Here is a 16,390-nt window from a genome sequence, read left to right on the forward strand (position 1 = left end):
TTTAATTATGTTTTAACAATGGTTCTGTCGCAAGTATTATCAAAAGCACAGACCTCCTGTCCTTCAGGCATAACTATCCTGCTAAAGCCATAAACTGCTTATAAGCAGTTTATGGCTTTAGCAGGATAGTTATGCCTGAAGGACAGGAGGTCTGTGCTTTTGATAATACTTGCGACAGAACCATAATATGTTATCATGCTCAATTATAAATTGAGCATGATAATTTAAGTGATTATTTTTCCTGAATACCAGTACACACCTGGCTTATCCGTTCAATTATAGCGATGGGGTGATAATATTTTTCTCCTGCATGATGCTCTTTTCATGAGCGACATAAAAACGGGTTATAGCCGGTTTTACACAAATATTTTTTTTGCGACAGAGCCAGGTAAACTCGAATTAACACAGACAGCTTCTAGGGTGAGTGTATGAGTATTTTAGTCGATAAAGTTCGTATTGCGGGTTTTCGGGGTATTGCTGAACTTGAAATTACATTGCCTCGAGTTACTGTATTAATAGGCACAAATAATTCGGGTAAAACTTCAGTGATTAAGGCTATGCAATTGGCTTTGGGTGATTATTCTCGTTATTTGGCAGAAGAAGATTTTTATATTGATACGGATGATAAAAGGGTTGATTCCATTCTAGTTGATGTTCGTGTAGTAGCAATGGATTTAGAGGGTAAACGTAAGTCAATATTTGATGATGAATGGGCTGAGCATTTTGGAGATAAGATTCAATCAGAAGCCAATGGCTATCAATTTTTAGCTCTAAGAACTCAATGTGAGCAGGATAAAATAAAAGGAGGTTTTAGCATTACGCGCTTTGCTTTGGATCGCTGGCCTGATTATCCAAATTGGAAAAGTGAAACAACTAAACGTAAAAAACAGTTGCGTAAGCGATTTGATGCATTACCTTTTATTTCAATAGATGCCCAACGAGATATACATCAAGAATTGAGAGAGAAATCTTCATTTATTGGTAAAGTGCTATCCAATGTGGAATATGATAAAGCCGATATTACTAAGCTGGAAGAATTGGTAAAGGCTGTTAATGATGAGGCTGTCGAAAAAAGTCAGCCTTTACAAGACTTAAAAGAACATTTAGAACAACTGAACCAATCCTTTCAAGGTTCTGGAGAAGCTGAAATAACGCCTTTCCCCAAAAAAATTAGAGATATTTCAAAGCAATTTACTGTTCATTTTGGTGATCAGGCGAATAATTCGTTTTCCATGGAATATCATGGTATGGGAACCCGTAGTTGGGCATCCATGCTAACGGTAAAAGCGTTTGTCGAATTAACGGGAAAAAATCATCAAGAAGAAGCAAAACCTTTTTTCCCTTTGATTGCTGCTGAAGAACCTGAGGCACATTTGCACCCTAACGCTCAACGAACACTTTATAAACAGCTTATCGCTTCTAATGGACAAATAATTATTAGCACTCATTCACCATATCTTGCTGCATTGGCTAATCAAAGTGAACTAAGAGCATTATCAATTGCATCTCAAGGTGTATGTGTCAACCAACTCAATGTTAACTTACCCGCTGAAGACAAACGTAAATTGCAGAGGGAGGTCATTCATTCGAGAGGTGAATTACTTTTTTCTAAAGCAATTGTTTTGTCTGAGGGTGAAACTGAGGAACAATCTTTACCACAGCTATTTACTAAATATTTTGGTGACAATGAATTTTCAATGGGAATAAATTTCATTGGTGTGAGTGGCTCAGGAGCAAAGTATCGACCATTTTTGAGTTTTGCACATGATTTTAATATCCCTGTCTTTGTTTTTAGTGACGGCGAAATAAATACAACTAAAGAATTAAAAAAGAACTATGACAAAATATTTGGTGAAACCGATATTGATAATAGCCCGAATATAACAATATTGGATAGAACTGATTTTGAAGGGTATCTGTTTGATTCAGGGTTTGCGAAGTCAATTGAAAATGCAATTGTGGAAATTGATGGTACTGACGCAATTGATAAATGGATAAACAAAAAGCAAGGTACTCAAGAAAAATCACGAAAAACTGACCAGCCACCCTGTGAAACTTGTAAGCAGCCAATATTTGACTCGTCTTTACGTGATTATTCTTGTCCTGATGGGCGAAAAAAAGCAATGTTGGAAATTTTAGATGCTAAAAAGCCAAGGTATGCTCAAGCTGTTACAGAGCAATTATGTAAATTGGACTCTGATAAATTACCACCTAAAATAATTGAATTATTTGAAAAAATTAAAGTGGGGCGGATATTATGATGGCTTTATCACCCGATCAAGAATCTATTGTTAAAGCTCCCATTGAAAATTCACTACAAGTCTTAGCCTCTGCTGGTTCAGGAAAAACTCGTGTATTGACTGAACGAATCCGGTTTATTCTTGAAAACACTAAAAAAGACAGTGTTATTGCTTTAACATTCACTAATAAAGCGGCTGAAGAAATGGCTGAACGTCTTGATAATGTTGATGCTATAGAAGACAGGGCTTGGGTTGCCACTATTCATTCTGTTGCTCAACGTATATTGGAGCAATACGGACATACCATAGGGCTTCCTGCTGAATTGCATATCTATGAGCGTGATAAAGATAGGATGGAGGTTTTTTTACAATCTTTACGTGATGATAATGTGGATATTGATGAATATCTGAATGTTTCAGGTTCAAGAGAGAGACGTAACCGTGAAGGTGTTATGCAAAAACATATGGATGCTTTTGCTGCGATAAAACGTGAAATTCTTAATGAAAGTGAGGTTGCTGAGAAATATCCAAATGATTCACGATTATGGAAAATATATCAAGACTATCAAGATGCACTGCTTGCCAGTGGGGGCATCGATTATGATGATATTTTAAAGTATGCTTATAAAATACTTTTTCTCCATGACTGGGTTGCTAATATTTATCGTGCTAAATATAAGCATATTTGTGTGGATGAAGCACAGGATTTAAATAAAATTCAATACGAGTTTATAAAGACACTCTGTGGTGAGTCAATTACCAGTATATTAATGGTTGGAGATCCGAATCAGATGATATATGGATTTAATGGGTCTTCATCTGAATATCTTTGTTCTTTTTTTATTGATGATTTTAAGCCATCAGTTTATGAGTTAAAGGAAAATTACCGAAGTAGCAGGGCTGTTATTCATGTTGCAAACAAATTAAAACCAGGGTCACAGAAAGAAAGTGATTTTGCTTTACAAGGTGGCGTAACAGTTGAAACTCAAGCCGATGAGTTTGAGGAAGCTCGTTGGATAGTTAATCAAATTAAGCACCTTTTAGAGATGAAAACACATAAGGAAATTGAAGGCGAAATAACGCTTGATAAGATGGTTGTTATTGCTAGAAACCGATATGTTTTTTCTGCTTTAGAAGACGCTTTAAATAATTCTGAAATGCGATTTTCTTTAAAAAAAGGGGAAAGGCAAGTAGAGCCTATTTCATTATTTTGTAGGGTATTAGACTATGCTATGCGTGTAAAACTGAATCCTAAAGATTGGGTGGATGGTAAGAAGCTTTGTTCTTTATTAAAGCTTTCTTCTCCTTCTGAATGGGGAAATAATGAAATCTTAAAGAAATGCTCCGAAGATGTTTTAAGTTCAGAAATTTTGTTTCCTGAATTACAGTCAGAATTGTTAGTAGTAATAGACCAGCTGGATATTAATGAACCTAATATTAGAAAACTAACTAAATCCTTTATTGATAAATTAGAGAAATTTTCTGATGCTCCACAATTGGAAAATTATGAATCTGAGTTGGAAATAAGTATTCTTGAATTAAAAGAGTTTCAAAAATACTGGATCCGGTTTAAACAAAAAGGTTTGGGTGATTCATTACAGGCATTTAGAAATGCGATGGCATTAGGTCAGATAACTGAAGATGTTATTAATGATGGATTAACCTTAAGCACAGTGCACACAATGAAAGGATTGGAAAAAGAAATTGTTTTTTTGATGTCTATGTGTGAAGGTGTGTTTCCTGATTATCGGGCTAAGACTACTGCTGATATTAATGAAGAACGAAACAGTGCCTTTGTGGCAATAACAAGAGCTAAACGACAGCTTTATATCTCCTCCCCAAGGCAGAGAACTATGCCTTGGGGAGGGGTTAAGGGGCAATATGTATCTCGTTTTATAGATGAGATTCGCTCCCCGTCTAAGCGGCGAGACACCCAGTAATTTCAATGGGTCAAGAACAACATTAGGTCGACCTTTTCTGTTCTGTCGCAGAAACCAGAAATAGCTATTACCTACGATCATAAGATTTAATTTCAGTCAAAGAAGATCCGCATGTTCAACTAAAAATGCTCCACTTTTTAGTGTTTTTTTCCTGAATACCAGATTATACCTGGCTTATCCATTCAGTTATCACAATGGGGTGATAACATTTTATTTTGAAAAATTCACCGCATGAAAATCCACCTTCTCTGAGTGACTCTTAACATATTCGTTCCATATTTCTTTACCTTTTAAGAAATGTTTTAAGGCTTCTTTATCCTTGTTAGGTATATTCTCATCGTTGATCGCCATAGCTAATCGTCCTATTTTGTTTTTCACGTTCGCATACAAGTAAAATTTAGCCCCTGTAATGCCTACAAGGCGCATTTTGCAAGTTTTGACCCGTTCATGTGGGAAATATATTGACTCCCTACGGGACGTATTGGTAAAGCATGGATAACGAAAAGATGTTATCCACCCCTTACCAACACTAGCCAACACATTTCCCACAATCACTATCAAGCACAGCAATATGGTTTCTCTTAGACCGCGCTCCGCGCATCAATAATAAGAAATGATAATTGGTAAGAATAAAAGATAAAAAAAGAAGCCCAGGCGTGAAGAGCCAGGTGGACAAGAGCGTTCAATGACCACAGGATAGGTAAGGTTTTACCTGTTTATCTTTCCCACTCAAAATGCTAATGCTTTTTTAGCTATTTCGAGCATCAGTGTTCCCATTGAAAGAAGAAGTACCTAAACAAAGCAGCCTATAACCTACCTGAAGGTAGCACCACTCGAATATTTACATCTTTTTGATTTTAATCACTTATAACAGAAAATAGACACTCTGTAGGCACCGTAAAAAAACAACAAATAATTTCAAATAAAGCTTGCAATTGCCGAAAAAATTTTTCTAAAAATTTCCGTTTTAATCACCTCATAAACGGATATCACCCATGCTTAAAGACCTACCACTCTCTGAACATATTCACCAACACTGCAATGAAAGTATGGAACGTGCCCTGTTAGCAGAGCGTCATCCTTTGTGGGCTCGTTCATGCCCAGAGTTGAAGGATATCGACTTTATTCGCCTTGGGTTATTACGCTGTATCAGTGTAGTCGATAGTGGTCGCCATTTCCTCCAAACCAATGAACAGATTTATGGCCAGCTGCTTCCCCACTCAACGTATTTTAAATCACTGAAGTCGCATAGACGAACAAGTATGCTTGAGGCATTTGAACAGCAGAGCTATCATCTTCACGCTGAAACACTTCTATCGCAAGGCATTGATTATCTTAAAGCATTCCCGGAACTTGACGAATACACCATAGAAGCAGCGGATGGACATTTTATTGATCATGCCTGCCATACTGAAAAAAACAGCAATCGGGGAGTCGCTATTTTTGCGAAAGCTTGTTTTGGGCATCCCAGCCCAAGCAAGCAGCAAAAACTTAACGCGACCACTTATGCCTCCGGCGGCCCCGATTCGTCCTCGTCACCTCGTCCCGACCCAACAAGGGGTCGGAACATAGGCTCCAAATGACTTGACGCCGTGTCGGATGGCCTTTTATTTTGTCTCCACCTTCGCTAACGCTCAGACTCCGACAAAACAACGGCCCTACGGCTATCGCGGACTAAAAATCTTCACTTCGCTTAGGCTACGTTTCCCTGATTTTCAGCGGGGGAAAGTTTATGCGGCTGGGGGGATTTACGCGTTGAATCTCAGAAGTGGGTTGCTCAGATTTCTTTGTCTGGTGACAAACGGAACTCAGAGGCATCAAGAAATACCTGTGTTACGAGATCATATTGAAAAGCAAAACAAGGGAAATAACAGCTCTCAGAAACATCTCTATGTCTACGATAAAGCCGTCACCGACTTTGTCTGGTGGGATCGGCAGAAACGACATGCTAATTACATGATTTCAATGCTAAAAGAAAATTCAATTGCGACTCTGGTTGAGTCTATCCCTTTTGACTCCCGCCATGAGATCAATACAGGGGTTGAAGCATACAGTGTGTACGAAAACAAGGGCATCAAATTTAACGTGGTGGATTACCGTGATCCAGAAACCGGAAAACTTCACCGGTTTGTGACAACCTTGCCAATGACTATTAACCCTGGAACCATTGCCATGCTGTATTTCAAGCGATGGACGATTGAAAAGACATTCAATAACACTAAAAGTAATTTCAAGGAAACTAAAGCTTGGTCTTCCAATACCCGCTCACTTGAAAATCAAATGCGCCTGACTGCAATGAGCTATAATTTAATGCGCGTGTTTGAAGAGATTTCAAAAACACAACAGCCAGAATTGATTCATCCATCGGATAAAAAATATAGCGAGGCTCTGGAGATAAGGCAGCAACAGGCTCAAAAACGAGATCGTTTTGTGAATCCATTATTTTTCCAGGCAAGAATATCTCGTATCAGCTCGTATACCATTCGGGCAGTTCAAAACGCAATAATAACAGGAATGTCTTTACAGTGCTTTATGAGCTCTCTTGTGGCGAGGTTAGTCTCACGGCATCAATTGATAGGGGAACACTGATGATTTCGAGAGAGGATAAACAGAATAATCGAGTTTTTAAGCCCCTTTTACCTCCGCCCTGCCCCTGGGCTATAGAATATATATAAATATATCCCCCTGTACAGCTACGCAGCATATTTGCACTATAAAATTCAATTCCCGCAGGTGAGACGGTATAAACCCGCGACTTCTACTTTATACAAATATGATCTTACTGACTACCTCTACATACCCTTGATCGGTAGCTCTGTCCTGACCTATTCCAATATCATCTAATCCAAAATAGTGGCTGGGCTTGAAAGAAGAGAAGAAAAACCAAATTGCTTACAAATGAGAAGCTAATTAAGATATAATTAACGTTCGTTTGATAGCAAGAGTCTGTCTCTTACTTTCAAGCCGTAATACGTGTTTGACGCACTTATTACAACCTATAAAAAAACCTCTACATACAATGTGTGTGGAGGTTTTTTTATGCCTTAAATACTACCTTTATTGGCTAATAATGGAATAGGTAGCGTTGTTTTTTATAAACAGTGCCTTTCAGTATCCGTGTTATTAACCTAAAACAAAATCATAAATTAACCAGTAAATACAATTAGTTAAACTGATTTATTGGGCGGTAATTGATTTTTTTCCTTTTTGTTTATTCCTAAAATAACGATAATTATCCTCGAATTATTTGCACTCATTGCCGTTATTTTTGGCTATGTCACCGTTAAGTGTGGAATTTTAAAATAACTTATTTTTTCAATCACTTAAGATCGTGAGCAAAATATGTCTGCTTATAACTCGATGTTCAAGTTTTCAGCTATAACTGGGCTAAGAAAAGTAAATTTTTCCGGCTTTGTTTTATAAGTGATTGATTTACAATGATGTTGATGCTTTCTTTGTCAGTAAAATCAATCACTTATAAAACTTGAACATCGAGTATAAGCAGTTTATAGATTTAGCAGGATAGTTATTCCTGAAGATCGGTATTGCTACGTTTTCAATAATACTTGCGACAGCATCTTCATAAAACCTTCTGAATAAGTAATCCTAGGCCGTAAAAAAAAGAAACAATTATAAGGCTTGGAATATACAAACAACAGTAATGCTTTAAAACACCTACGACACCACCTACCCTGTTTGCGTGAAATATCATATTAATGTTGATAGGCTCGAAGGTATGTGTCAAAGATAGAGCAATAGCCGTTAACAGTACAGTGTAAAAAGAAAAGCCAATAAAGGGAAGATATGCTGTAATTGCGTACACAACATACCGACTAAGGAATAGCAATTCAGCTAGTAACCGGATTAGGTTCGGCTTTCCATGTTCATGAACTCCAGTCATTTTATCTCGCTCCTCTTCTGATGAAAAAAACGTAATGTCAAGAGCCGGCCAAGTAATAATACTGAGTAACAGGACAGATATTATACCACTCCAACTGAATAGGCCGTTTAAGATATAAAGATATATTGCTGTAGAGAGTGAAAAAACAGATATTACTATAAAAACAAATAATGAACTCATAATTACTCCTGAATATAATTTAACTAAACAACCACCTGCTTTAGCTGGTGGGTTCGTATGATGGGTCGTGGCTCAAACCTGTGATTAGTCTAAAAATGGGTGGTAGCTCAAACCGTGATGGGCTTACTGATCAACAAGGTAGGATTTTGTCGATATATTTACACATAATCACAGGTTTGAGCCACGACCATCGAGCGAAAGAAAGTTTGGTTGTGGCTTTTATTAATCAAACCAATTTAGATAATATCCCCGATAAAGCCAGTATTATTGATGCTTTCTTTACCTTTGCTCAAGCTGAACAACAACGTGAAGCACAGGCGCGCTACTAGCGCACTTCGGATCAGCGAACTGCCCTGTCGCCTACCAGGGACTAAAAATCATCACTCCGCTTAGCGCTATATAGCAGCATCGTAAAAACGAGAATATGCCAGTGAAAATGGCACTGATCTAAATGCAATTCTGCCTAAAATGAGTCCACTTAATCCACAATACTTAACTAAGAAACAAAGTGTGTTTCAAAAGATTGCCGACTTTATTGAGAAATTTAAAGGCGTGGCAGGCGCGCCATGCTACCTCACAACATTCTGGGACGCCTGTCACCAACATTCATTCGCCTACGCAGCGAATGGGAGATGCCCTGGTCGCCCTGCGTCCGTCTCAACTACTCAACTACGCACAAAACCCTGCTCAGTTAAGTCTACCTCAAATGGCTGGACGGCTATTCGGAATGCAGTTCTTGCCTCCCTCGCGCGCTACTAGCGCACTTCGGATCAGCGAATTGCCCTGTCGCCTACCAGAGACTAAAAATCATCACTCCGCTTAGGCTCCGTTTCCCTGATTTTAAGCGTACGCTGAGTAGTTACAATCCTAAATCCTTTGTAACCTAGACGCATCAAAGCATCCAGCGGTTTTAGTAGACCTCAATTTTACCCTTAATAAGACATAGCTTTTATCCGGGATTTTTTAAATTAAAACAAGGCTTGATTCTGTTCTGTTTTTACGGGATTTTGATCCGATTAATCGTAACGTTGAAGCATGCTATTACGTCAACAGGGCTTCCCGTCTAAGCCGGGACACCCAGTATTATGGATTAAAACGCCAAGATGGAACAACCGCTTCTAAACGTTTTTTGAGCAGGATTTTCTGGTTTGTTTTCATGGGTTTTAGGCAAGATGGGTGAATTACCTCTGCCCAGAAATGGCCGACCTAAGGCTGTTCTTGACCCCTTGAAATTACTGGTGTCCCGGCTTAGACGGGAAGCCTATATTTGGAAGGAAAACAACATCAGCAAACAAGTGTTTTTTCGCAATGACGAAGAACCATATGAAAAAATAGCGGAAATTCTAGTTACAACGTCTAAGTAACATATCGATAAAATAGAAGCATTCTTTTAGGGTGCTTTTAAATTTTCATCCCTACATCAGACACTTGCTAACCACTCTGATGATCTTTAAACGGAAATTCAATAAGTAGCATAACCATTTGAGAGAAAATCAAACCTGAGAATTTAAGCTTAGATTTCTTATTTATACGCATCCTGCTAAGAGCCTTGGTCACGCTAACCGAGCTATCTGAATTAATAATCTTAAACATCACCTTGATTTCCCTATGATCAAGACCATGAATATTTATATTTATCAGCATAGACAAATACAACATTAAATCGTAAGTATGGTCATACCGAGTCATATACTCATCACCAAAAGTAAAAATTGCTGAGGCGTTATAATTAAGAAGTTTTAAACGTATTTCTTCTGTTTTAATTGATTCAATCATAGCTCCTATATCTAAAACTGATTCTTCAAATTTTTCATGGCTATAAGCTAACATATGTTTTACTGGTGAAAAGACATTGCTTGCGTGTAACTCCTCAAACCTAAGTAAATCATTCTCATAATATGATATTGGCTTTCCATCAATACATTTGAGATATAACTTTAAATTCATAGCTATATCATCAAAATTTATGGCACTAATATCTAAAGGCGCATCCAATCCAGACATTAGGTTGTAATCAGGTAACCCACTGGTATTTTGGTCAGATGCGACAAAAGGCACCACATGCTCTTCAAAAGACATTCCATCCGATAAAACAGTATCTAAGTAATTAACGGAGGCAATATAATGATCAAGTCCATGAAGGGTCTCTTTATCATAGGAATCCTTCATCATTAAAAACTCTTTAGTATCAAGAGAAATTCCAAGACCAATCAAGCATTCATAGATATACACAGATAGATTAAAGATTGCCGGATGAATATCCACATAATCACCAACCATAGATGCTGCTGCATCTATTTTAGGAATATCAGCTAAATTTACTTGTTGACCATTTTTAGCCAAAATATACATCTTAGCGGGGATCAAACAACAAAAACTCAAGTCCAGGTTCAATTCTTTAGCGGCAAACTTATCAGTCATTTTAAATTCACCAATGACATGACCACTATGCTCATTGTAGTTTCTGAGCATTTTAATTAGCAAAAAATCACCAGAACCAAAAAGGTCCTTCTTTATACTGTTTCGCGTATCCTTTCTAAGAAGCTCATTAACCCTTACTGCTGAACTAAGTAGATCATTTACTGACCTAATAGATTTTTTATCAATAAAGTCAAAGTAAAACTCAAAATACTCAGTTACTTTTTGCTTAAAAATCTCCATACCCCCCCCCCCTAAAATAGACTTATTTACAAATTTATTAACTAGTGTTAAAAATACCATCTCACATTGAGCGGGTATGGATTTATATTTTTAGATTAACTATTTATTTTAAAATAAATAGTTACAATAAGTTTAGTAGATTTCAATGGCTTATATGAAATCATTTAAAATCAATGTGTTACATGAATAATAATACCTTCGCCAATTTTAATTTAAGCCAGAAATGACAATCTTACACCTATATAAATCAACCGTTTATAGGCTGTAAAAATCATAAAAATGAGAGTATTTTTATTTTGGCGAAGGTATTGTGAATAACTCAACCACTATGCACTGAAAGTGCATAGGTTGCGACTGGACTGAAAGTCCAAAACTAACTATTCAAGAATCATGCTTCCACTATCGTAACTACTCAGCTTCGCTGAGTAGTTACCAAAAATATTGAAACATACAGAATACAGCAAAATCCAAATCCTCACCAGGGAAGCCAAAAACCATCACTCTTTTTATAAAGCATTCAAGCCATAGCCAATCGACTCACATAGAATTAGGATTATTGCTCAACCAGATCATCTAAAAGATCATCTCCTGCCCATTCTGCTGCCTGTTGAAAAGCGTCTGAGTAAGTATATGCAGAAATCAATGTTGTTCTGCCATCTTTACTTGTTGCTAACCATGTTTTCATACATTTCCCTTTTGCTATTAATCATCAATTTATACTTACTGAGCATGTGATCCACCTTTTGTGGAGTTATGCGACAGAACCTGCTCAAGACCTCTAAAGGATTTAGAGAGGCTTAATTTTACATTTTAACACTCTATATTTAAACACGGGGTTTTTAGGATCTAAACAAGACAAGCTTACAATTATGGGCTCTGTTCGACAAAAGCATCAAAATGTTTTTCTGACAAAAAAGAAAAATCGGTAAATTCGCCAACTGTTTGTCCGATGCCGAAATTTGATTTTGAAACGTAATAGACGCCTATTTCGTGATGAATGATACTGGACTCATCTTTATAGCCCGTTACCCCAATGGCGATAATGTCGGTATAGTTGGTGTGGTGTAGTAATGCACTGCGCCATTTATTGCAAACGAATTGATGTTTTTAAAATGAGATTCGTTTTTAGCTGTTCTGTTTTCTACCTTTCCACTCGCGTCGAGTTTGACAAGCTTATTTTTGTAGCCTTTGTATTCAATGAGTATAGGGAAGTGAACCAGATTTTTATCTTGCAGTAATAGCTTTGCATCTGGGCGATTGGCGCCTGAGCCGCCATTTTTGGTGAAGTAATCAGACAGTGCTTTGTCTATTTCAGCGTTTAAAGATTCTTGCTCTAGCTTGTAATCAAGGTTGTAAGATTTAAGCCAGCCATTTGCCAGCTCTGCAATATTAGGTTCAATTGATTTTGCCATATTCCACGCTCTTTCCGTTTTATTATAAAATGGGTTCTGTCGCAAAAAACAGAATCACTCTATTACCTACGATCATAAGATTAAATTTCAGCCAAAGAAGATTCGCATGTTCTACGAAAGGTGGTTCTATTTTTCAAGCCATTTCTTTTCTGAACACCAGATTATACCTGGCTTGCCCATTACAGTTATCACGATGGGGTGATAATATTTCATCTTGACAATACCCTTGAATGATGATTTTTTAATGATAGGCATAAAAACAGGTTATAGCCAGGCGCGCCATGCTACCTCACGAAATTCCGGGACTCCTGTCGCCATAATTCGTTCACCTACGCAGCGGATGGGAGATGTCCTGAACGCCCTGCGTCCGCAACGACTACGCACAAAAGCCGCTTCGTCATTACTACCTCACTGGCTGGACGGCTATTCGGAATGCAATTCTTGCTCCTCTCGCGTGCTGCTAGCACACGTCGAATCAGCGAATTGCCCTGTCGCCTATCAGGGACTAAAAATCACCACTTCGCTAAGCTCCGTTTCCATGATTTTCAGCGATCGAGGAAGAGTGATGGTTTTCTTGATACTGCGGAATTAATCCGTGTGTACGGTGAACTGAAACAAAACACAACGTCAAAGGTTACAAAAACATCCGTGCCAGTGGTGCAGGTTGAGAGGTCTCATATAGAATGGCTTGAGAAACAGGTCGATGGGCTTAGGGAGGATATAAAACAAGTTAGAGACGATTCCCTAACTCGTGAAATTCGATTAATGGCATTACTTGAACATAAAATTGATACGACACAAAGCGAAACATCAGCAGATAAAACAGTGATTAGAGGGGTGTTCTCAAAGTTATTTAAGTGATGGATTGTATTGTCACAATGAAGGGTATCAGCTAACATAGGGGATAGATATCCCTGTACCCGCTATACAGATAATACTCTCTAGCCTTTTTATAGAAAGGGAAAAATAACGGCAATGAGTGCAAATAATTCGAGGATAATTATCGTTATTTTAGGAATAAACAAAAAGGAAAAAAATCAATTACCGCCCAATAAATCAGTTTAACTAATTGTATTTACTGGTTAATTTATGATTTTGTTTTAGGTTAATAACACGGATACTGAAAGGCACTGTTTATAAAAAACAACGCTACCTATTCCATTATTAGCCAATAAAGGTAGTATTTAAGGCATAAAAAAACCTCCACACACATTGTATGTAGAGGTTTTTTTATAGGTTGTAATAAGTGCGTCAAACACGTATTACGGCTTGAAAGTAAGAGACAGACTCTTGCTATCAAACGAACGTTAATTATATCTTAATTAGCTTCTCATTTGTAAGCAATTTGGTTTTTCTTCTCTTCTTTCAAGCCCAGCCACTATTTTGGATTAGATGATATTGGAATAGGTCAGGACAGAGCTACCGATCAAGGGTATGTAGAGGTAGTCAGTAAGATCATATTTGTATAAAGTAGAAGTCGCGGGTTTATACCGTCTCACCTGCGGGAATTGAATTTTATAGTGCAAATATGCTGCGTAGCTGTACAGGGGGATATATTTATATATATTCTATAGCCCAGGGGCAGGGCGGAGGTAAAAGGGGCTTAAAAACTCGATTATTCTGTTTATCCTCTCTCGAAATAGCTAAAAAAGCATTAGCATTTTGAGTGGGAAAGATAAACAGGTAAAACCTTACTCTTTATGATGTCTATGCAAGATGTAGCCATGCACGCTTATTCTTTCCATGCTTTCTTTTATCCTTAAAAATTATCATTGTTTATTATTGATGCGCGGAGCGCGGTTTAAGAGAAACCATATTGCTGTGACTCCTGTCGCCGTAATTCGTTCACCTACGCAGGCGTCGGGGAGTCGCTATCGCTGAAAATCAGGGAATGAATTACGGCGACAGGAGTCACAGAATGTTGTGAGGTCGCATGGCGCGCCTGACCTTCGCCAATTTTAATTTAATCCAAAAATGATAATCTTACACCTATATAAATAAATCGCTTATAGGCTGTAAAATTCATAAAAATGAGTGTATTTTTATTTTGGTAAAGGTATTGTCCTTTAGATTAAGAATATCAAAAACACATGTAACTACTCAGCGTAATTGAAACTCATAACAGAAAATGGCTCTACGGCTATTCGGGATAAAATTTTAGCCTCCCTCGCGCGCTATCGCGCACTTCGGATTGGCAAATTTCCCTGCGCCTTCTGGAGACTATCAGCCCGTCCGGGGCTGACAGCGAAGGAAAATAATTACTTAAAAAATGGTACAATTTTTAGTTGAGCATGTAAACTATAATCCCCCAGCAAATCCAGACAAGAAATCAAAGCAATCTTATTCCAAATTAGTTACTATTTGTAAAAAATTGGAGTATTAAAATGAGCAGAAAAAGAACGGTCTACAGTGCTGAATTTAAAAGCAAGTTGGTATTAGAAGTTTTAAAGAATGAAAAAACACTGCAAGAAATTGCCAGTGCAAATAACATCACACCTAAGAACCTACAAAACTGGAAAAAAATATTCTTAGACAATGCAGAAATAGCAATGGAGCCCTCCAAAGCCGTTAAAGATTACAAAGAGGATCTATTAGCAGCTCAAGAACAAAATGAGATGCTCACAAAAATCGTAGGAAAAATGACGGTTGAAAAGGAGTGGCTCGAAAAAAAGCTAAAAAGCTTGGACTCATCTGATAGAAAACAGTTGATTGAGCCCAAGCTTAACACTCTACCTCTAACACAGCAGTGTGCATTATTAGGATTAAATAGAAGCAATCTCTATTACAAAAAAAGAGAGAATAAAAAGAAAGAAGAGATCAAAACTCAGATTAATCACATTTTTAAAGACATCCCTATTTATGGTGCGGCTAAAGTACACCAGCAGTTGCTTGAAGGTGGTTTTAAAGTCAGTTTAAACACGGTGGCGAGTTATCGGCAGCAGATGGGTCTTGAAAGCCGTATTAGCGGTAAAACAAGTCAATACAACGATCCCCATAAAAGAACATAAAAAATATACTTATAAGCTTAGAGATCTTGATATATCACACGCTAACCAAGTTTGGAGTACAGATATAACCTATATTAAAACCAAAGAAGGGATGGTTTATTTAGCGGCGATTATTGATTGGCACTCAAAAGCAGTGCTCGCCCATAAAATATCAAACACAATGGATTCTTTTTTAGTTATGGATGTATTAGATGAAGCGCTTTCTCTCTACGGAACACCTGAAATTTTTAATACGGATCAAGGCAGTCAATACACCAGTGAAATTCATACCCAACGACTAAAAAACAAAGGCATTACTATTTCTATGGATGGAAAAGGACGAGCAACGGATATATTTGATTGCTTTTGGGAGTCTGAGCGTTATGAATATGGTTTGCGGGGAGTCGCTATTTTTGCGAAAGCTTGTTTTGGGCATCCCAGCCCAAGCAAGCAGCAAAAACTTAACGCGACCACTTATGCCTCCGGCGGCCCCGATTCGTCCTCGTCACCTCGTCCCGACCCAACAAGGGGTCGGAACATAGGCTCCAAATGACTTGACGCCGTGTCGGATGGCCTTTTATTTTGTCTCCACCTTCGCTAACGCTCAGACTCCGACAAAACAACGGCCCTACGGCTATCGCGGACTAAAAATCTTCACTTCGCTAAAGCTCCGTTTCCAGGATTTTCAGCGAAGGCATTACTATTTCTATGGATGGAAAAGGACGAGCAACGGATAATATTTGTATTGAACGGTTTTGGCGAAGTGCAAAATGTGAGCGTATTTATTTAAATGAATATGGTTCAATTAGAGCGTTAATAGAAGATGTTGATGACTATATTGAGTTTTATAATCATCAACGGTTTCATGAAACCCTGGACTATAAAAAACCAATGAATGTATATAGAGAAAGTATTTTAGCTAATGAACAGCAGAATGAAGCGGCTTAGGAATATGGAATAAGGATTGTTGAAAAATCTGTCTTGACTCTTTGGGGTGCTATAAAGCATCCCAGCCCAAGCAAGCGGCAAAAACTTAACGCGACCACTTATGCCTCCGGCGGCCCCGATT

Annotated in this window: 15 protein-coding genes and 3 pseudogenes; 14 read left to right on the forward strand and 4 right to left on the reverse strand. The window is 37.8% G+C overall.

Annotated elements, in window-relative coordinates; all coding sequences use genetic code 11:
- The first annotated feature begins 428 nt into the window (after positions 1–428).
- Together K6984_RS24560 and K6984_RS24565 are read left to right on the forward strand one after the other, a co-directional pair.
- Positions 429–2,261, forward strand: coding sequence for an ATP-dependent nuclease (locus K6984_RS24560; protein ID WP_221897824.1), 1,833 nt, complete (start codon positions 429–431; stop codon positions 2,259–2,261).
- Positions 2,258–4,180 carry an ATP-dependent helicase gene (locus tag K6984_RS24565; protein ID WP_221897825.1) on the forward strand — a complete coding sequence of 641 codons (1,923 nt, stop codon included), beginning with the start codon at positions 2,258–2,260 and terminating at the stop codon, positions 4,178–4,180. Before K6984_RS24560 ends, K6984_RS24565 begins: the two co-directional genes overlap by 4 nt.
- Positions 4,181–4,390: 210 nt before the next feature.
- Here the strand turns inward: K6984_RS24565 and K6984_RS24570 are convergent, their stop codons facing one another.
- Entirely contained in the window at positions 4,391–4,735 is a 345-nt protein-coding gene (locus tag K6984_RS24570; RefSeq protein ID WP_221897826.1) for a hypothetical protein, read from the reverse strand.
- A 440-nt stretch (positions 4,736–5,175) separates the two neighbouring features.
- Here K6984_RS24570 and K6984_RS24575 point away from each other — a divergent pair, with 440 nt between their 5' ends.
- The 4 genes and pseudogenes from K6984_RS24575 (at position 5,176) to K6984_RS31670 (ending at position 9,084) form a co-directional block, all read left to right on the forward strand.
- Complete coding sequence (locus K6984_RS24575; RefSeq protein ID WP_221897827.1) at positions 5,176–5,763, forward strand: hypothetical protein; 588 nt, start codon at positions 5,176–5,178, stop codon at positions 5,761–5,763.
- 16 nt (positions 5,764–5,779) lie between these two features.
- Positions 5,780–6,769, forward strand: coding sequence for a transposase (locus K6984_RS24580; RefSeq protein WP_221897828.1), 990 nt, complete (start codon positions 5,780–5,782; stop codon positions 6,767–6,769).
- A gap of 1,680 nt (positions 6,770–8,449) precedes the next feature.
- A pseudogene (locus tag K6984_RS31665) lies at positions 8,450–8,822 on the forward strand (type I restriction endonuclease subunit R, EcoR124 family); the annotation flags it as partial.
- Positions 8,823–8,886: 64 nt separating this feature from the next.
- Entirely contained in the window at positions 8,887–9,084 is a 198-nt protein-coding gene (locus tag K6984_RS31670; protein WP_221894617.1) for a hypothetical protein, read from the forward strand.
- 608 nt (positions 9,085–9,692) lie between these two features.
- On the opposite strand, the gene K6984_RS24590 is transcribed toward K6984_RS31670, so the two are convergent.
- The 3 genes and pseudogenes from K6984_RS24590 to K6984_RS24595 form a co-directional block, all read right to left on the reverse strand.
- The gene (locus tag K6984_RS24590) at positions 9,693–10,982 is read right to left on the reverse strand and encodes a hypothetical protein (protein WP_221897829.1); all 1,290 of its coding nucleotides are present in this window, start codon (positions 10,980–10,982) and stop codon (positions 9,693–9,695) included.
- 493 nt (positions 10,983–11,475) lie between these two features.
- A complete protein-coding gene (locus tag K6984_RS34920; RefSeq protein ID WP_263458872.1) occupies positions 11,476–11,607 on the reverse strand; it encodes a hypothetical protein in 132 nt (43 codons plus the stop codon).
- Positions 11,608–11,798: 191 nt separating this feature from the next.
- Positions 11,799–12,334, reverse strand: a pseudogene (locus K6984_RS24595) (restriction endonuclease subunit M); the annotation flags it as partial.
- A 340-nt stretch (positions 12,335–12,674) separates the two neighbouring features.
- Between K6984_RS24595 and K6984_RS24600 the strand changes: the two are divergent.
- From K6984_RS24600 to K6984_RS24630, 8 genes and pseudogenes are all read left to right on the forward strand, one after another.
- Positions 12,675–12,926 (forward strand): hypothetical protein, encoded by a 252-nt coding sequence (locus tag K6984_RS24600; RefSeq protein WP_221897831.1) that lies wholly within the window; start codon positions 12,675–12,677, stop codon positions 12,924–12,926.
- Positions 12,818–13,195: a hypothetical protein gene (locus K6984_RS24605; RefSeq protein ID WP_221897832.1), complete on the forward strand. Its 378-nt coding sequence runs from the start codon at positions 12,818–12,820 to the stop codon at positions 13,193–13,195. Before K6984_RS24600 ends, K6984_RS24605 begins: the two co-directional genes overlap by 109 nt.
- A gap of 1,248 nt (positions 13,196–14,443) precedes the next feature.
- Positions 14,444–14,623 (forward strand): hypothetical protein, encoded by a 180-nt coding sequence (locus tag K6984_RS24610; protein WP_221897833.1) that lies wholly within the window; start codon positions 14,444–14,446, stop codon positions 14,621–14,623.
- 95 nt (positions 14,624–14,718) lie between these two features.
- Positions 14,719–15,342, forward strand: a complete 624-nt coding sequence (locus K6984_RS24615; protein WP_221897834.1) for a transposase — start codon at positions 14,719–14,721, stop codon at positions 15,340–15,342.
- Positions 15,284–15,652: pseudogene (locus tag K6984_RS36590) on the forward strand (transposase); the annotation flags it as partial. The gene K6984_RS24615 and the pseudogene K6984_RS36590, both read left to right, overlap by 59 nt.
- An 82-nt stretch (positions 15,653–15,734) precedes the next feature.
- Positions 15,735–15,863, forward strand: coding sequence for a hypothetical protein (locus K6984_RS34925; protein WP_263458596.1), 129 nt, complete (start codon positions 15,735–15,737; stop codon positions 15,861–15,863).
- 27 nt (positions 15,864–15,890) lie between these two features.
- Entirely contained in the window at positions 15,891–16,058 is a 168-nt protein-coding gene (locus K6984_RS24625; protein ID WP_221897836.1) for a hypothetical protein, read from the forward strand.
- On the forward strand, positions 16,030–16,269 hold the full coding sequence (locus K6984_RS24630) for an integrase core domain-containing protein (RefSeq protein ID WP_221897209.1): 240 nt from the start codon (positions 16,030–16,032) through the stop codon (positions 16,267–16,269). The genes K6984_RS24625 and K6984_RS24630 overlap by 29 nt, the downstream gene beginning before the upstream one ends.
- Positions 16,270–16,390: the final 121 nt, after the last annotated feature.

This window comes from Bathymodiolus japonicus methanotrophic gill symbiont, from assembly GCF_019721995.1.
In the GTDB taxonomy this organism is placed as follows: domain Bacteria; phylum Pseudomonadota; class Gammaproteobacteria; order Methylococcales; family Methylomonadaceae; genus Methyloprofundus.

What these genes read in the sequence shown, in the direction of transcription:
- K6984_RS24560 (WP_221897824.1), top strand. Translation starts at nt 429, where the DNA reads ATGAGTATTTTAGTCGATAAAGTTCGTATTGCGGGTTTTCGGGGTATT.
- K6984_RS24565 (WP_221897825.1), top strand. Translation starts at nt 2,258, where the DNA reads ATGATGGCTTTATCACCCGATCAAGAATCTATTGTTAAAGCTCCCATT.
- K6984_RS24575 (WP_221897827.1), top strand. Translation starts at nt 5,176, where the DNA reads ATGCTTAAAGACCTACCACTCTCTGAACATATTCACCAACACTGCAAT.
- K6984_RS24580 (WP_221897828.1), top strand. Translation starts at nt 5,780, where the DNA reads ATGGCCTTTTATTTTGTCTCCACCTTCGCTAACGCTCAGACTCCGACA.
- K6984_RS31670 (WP_221894617.1), top strand. Translation starts at nt 8,887, where the DNA reads ATGGGAGATGCCCTGGTCGCCCTGCGTCCGTCTCAACTACTCAACTAC.
- K6984_RS24590 (WP_221897829.1), bottom strand. Translation starts at nt 10,982, where the DNA reads ATGGTATTTTTAACACTAGTTAATAAATTTGTAAATAAGTCTATTTTA.
- K6984_RS34920 (WP_263458872.1), bottom strand. Translation starts at nt 11,607, where the DNA reads ATGAAAACATGGTTAGCAACAAGTAAAGATGGCAGAACAACATTGATT.
- K6984_RS24600 (WP_221897831.1), top strand. Translation starts at nt 12,675, where the DNA reads ATGGGAGATGTCCTGAACGCCCTGCGTCCGCAACGACTACGCACAAAA.
- K6984_RS24615 (WP_221897834.1), top strand. Translation starts at nt 14,719, where the DNA reads ATGAGCAGAAAAAGAACGGTCTACAGTGCTGAATTTAAAAGCAAGTTG.
- K6984_RS24625 (WP_221897836.1), top strand. Translation starts at nt 15,891, where the DNA reads ATGGCCTTTTATTTTGTCTCCACCTTCGCTAACGCTCAGACTCCGACA.
- K6984_RS24630 (WP_221897209.1), top strand. Translation starts at nt 16,030, where the DNA reads ATGGATGGAAAAGGACGAGCAACGGATAATATTTGTATTGAACGGTTT.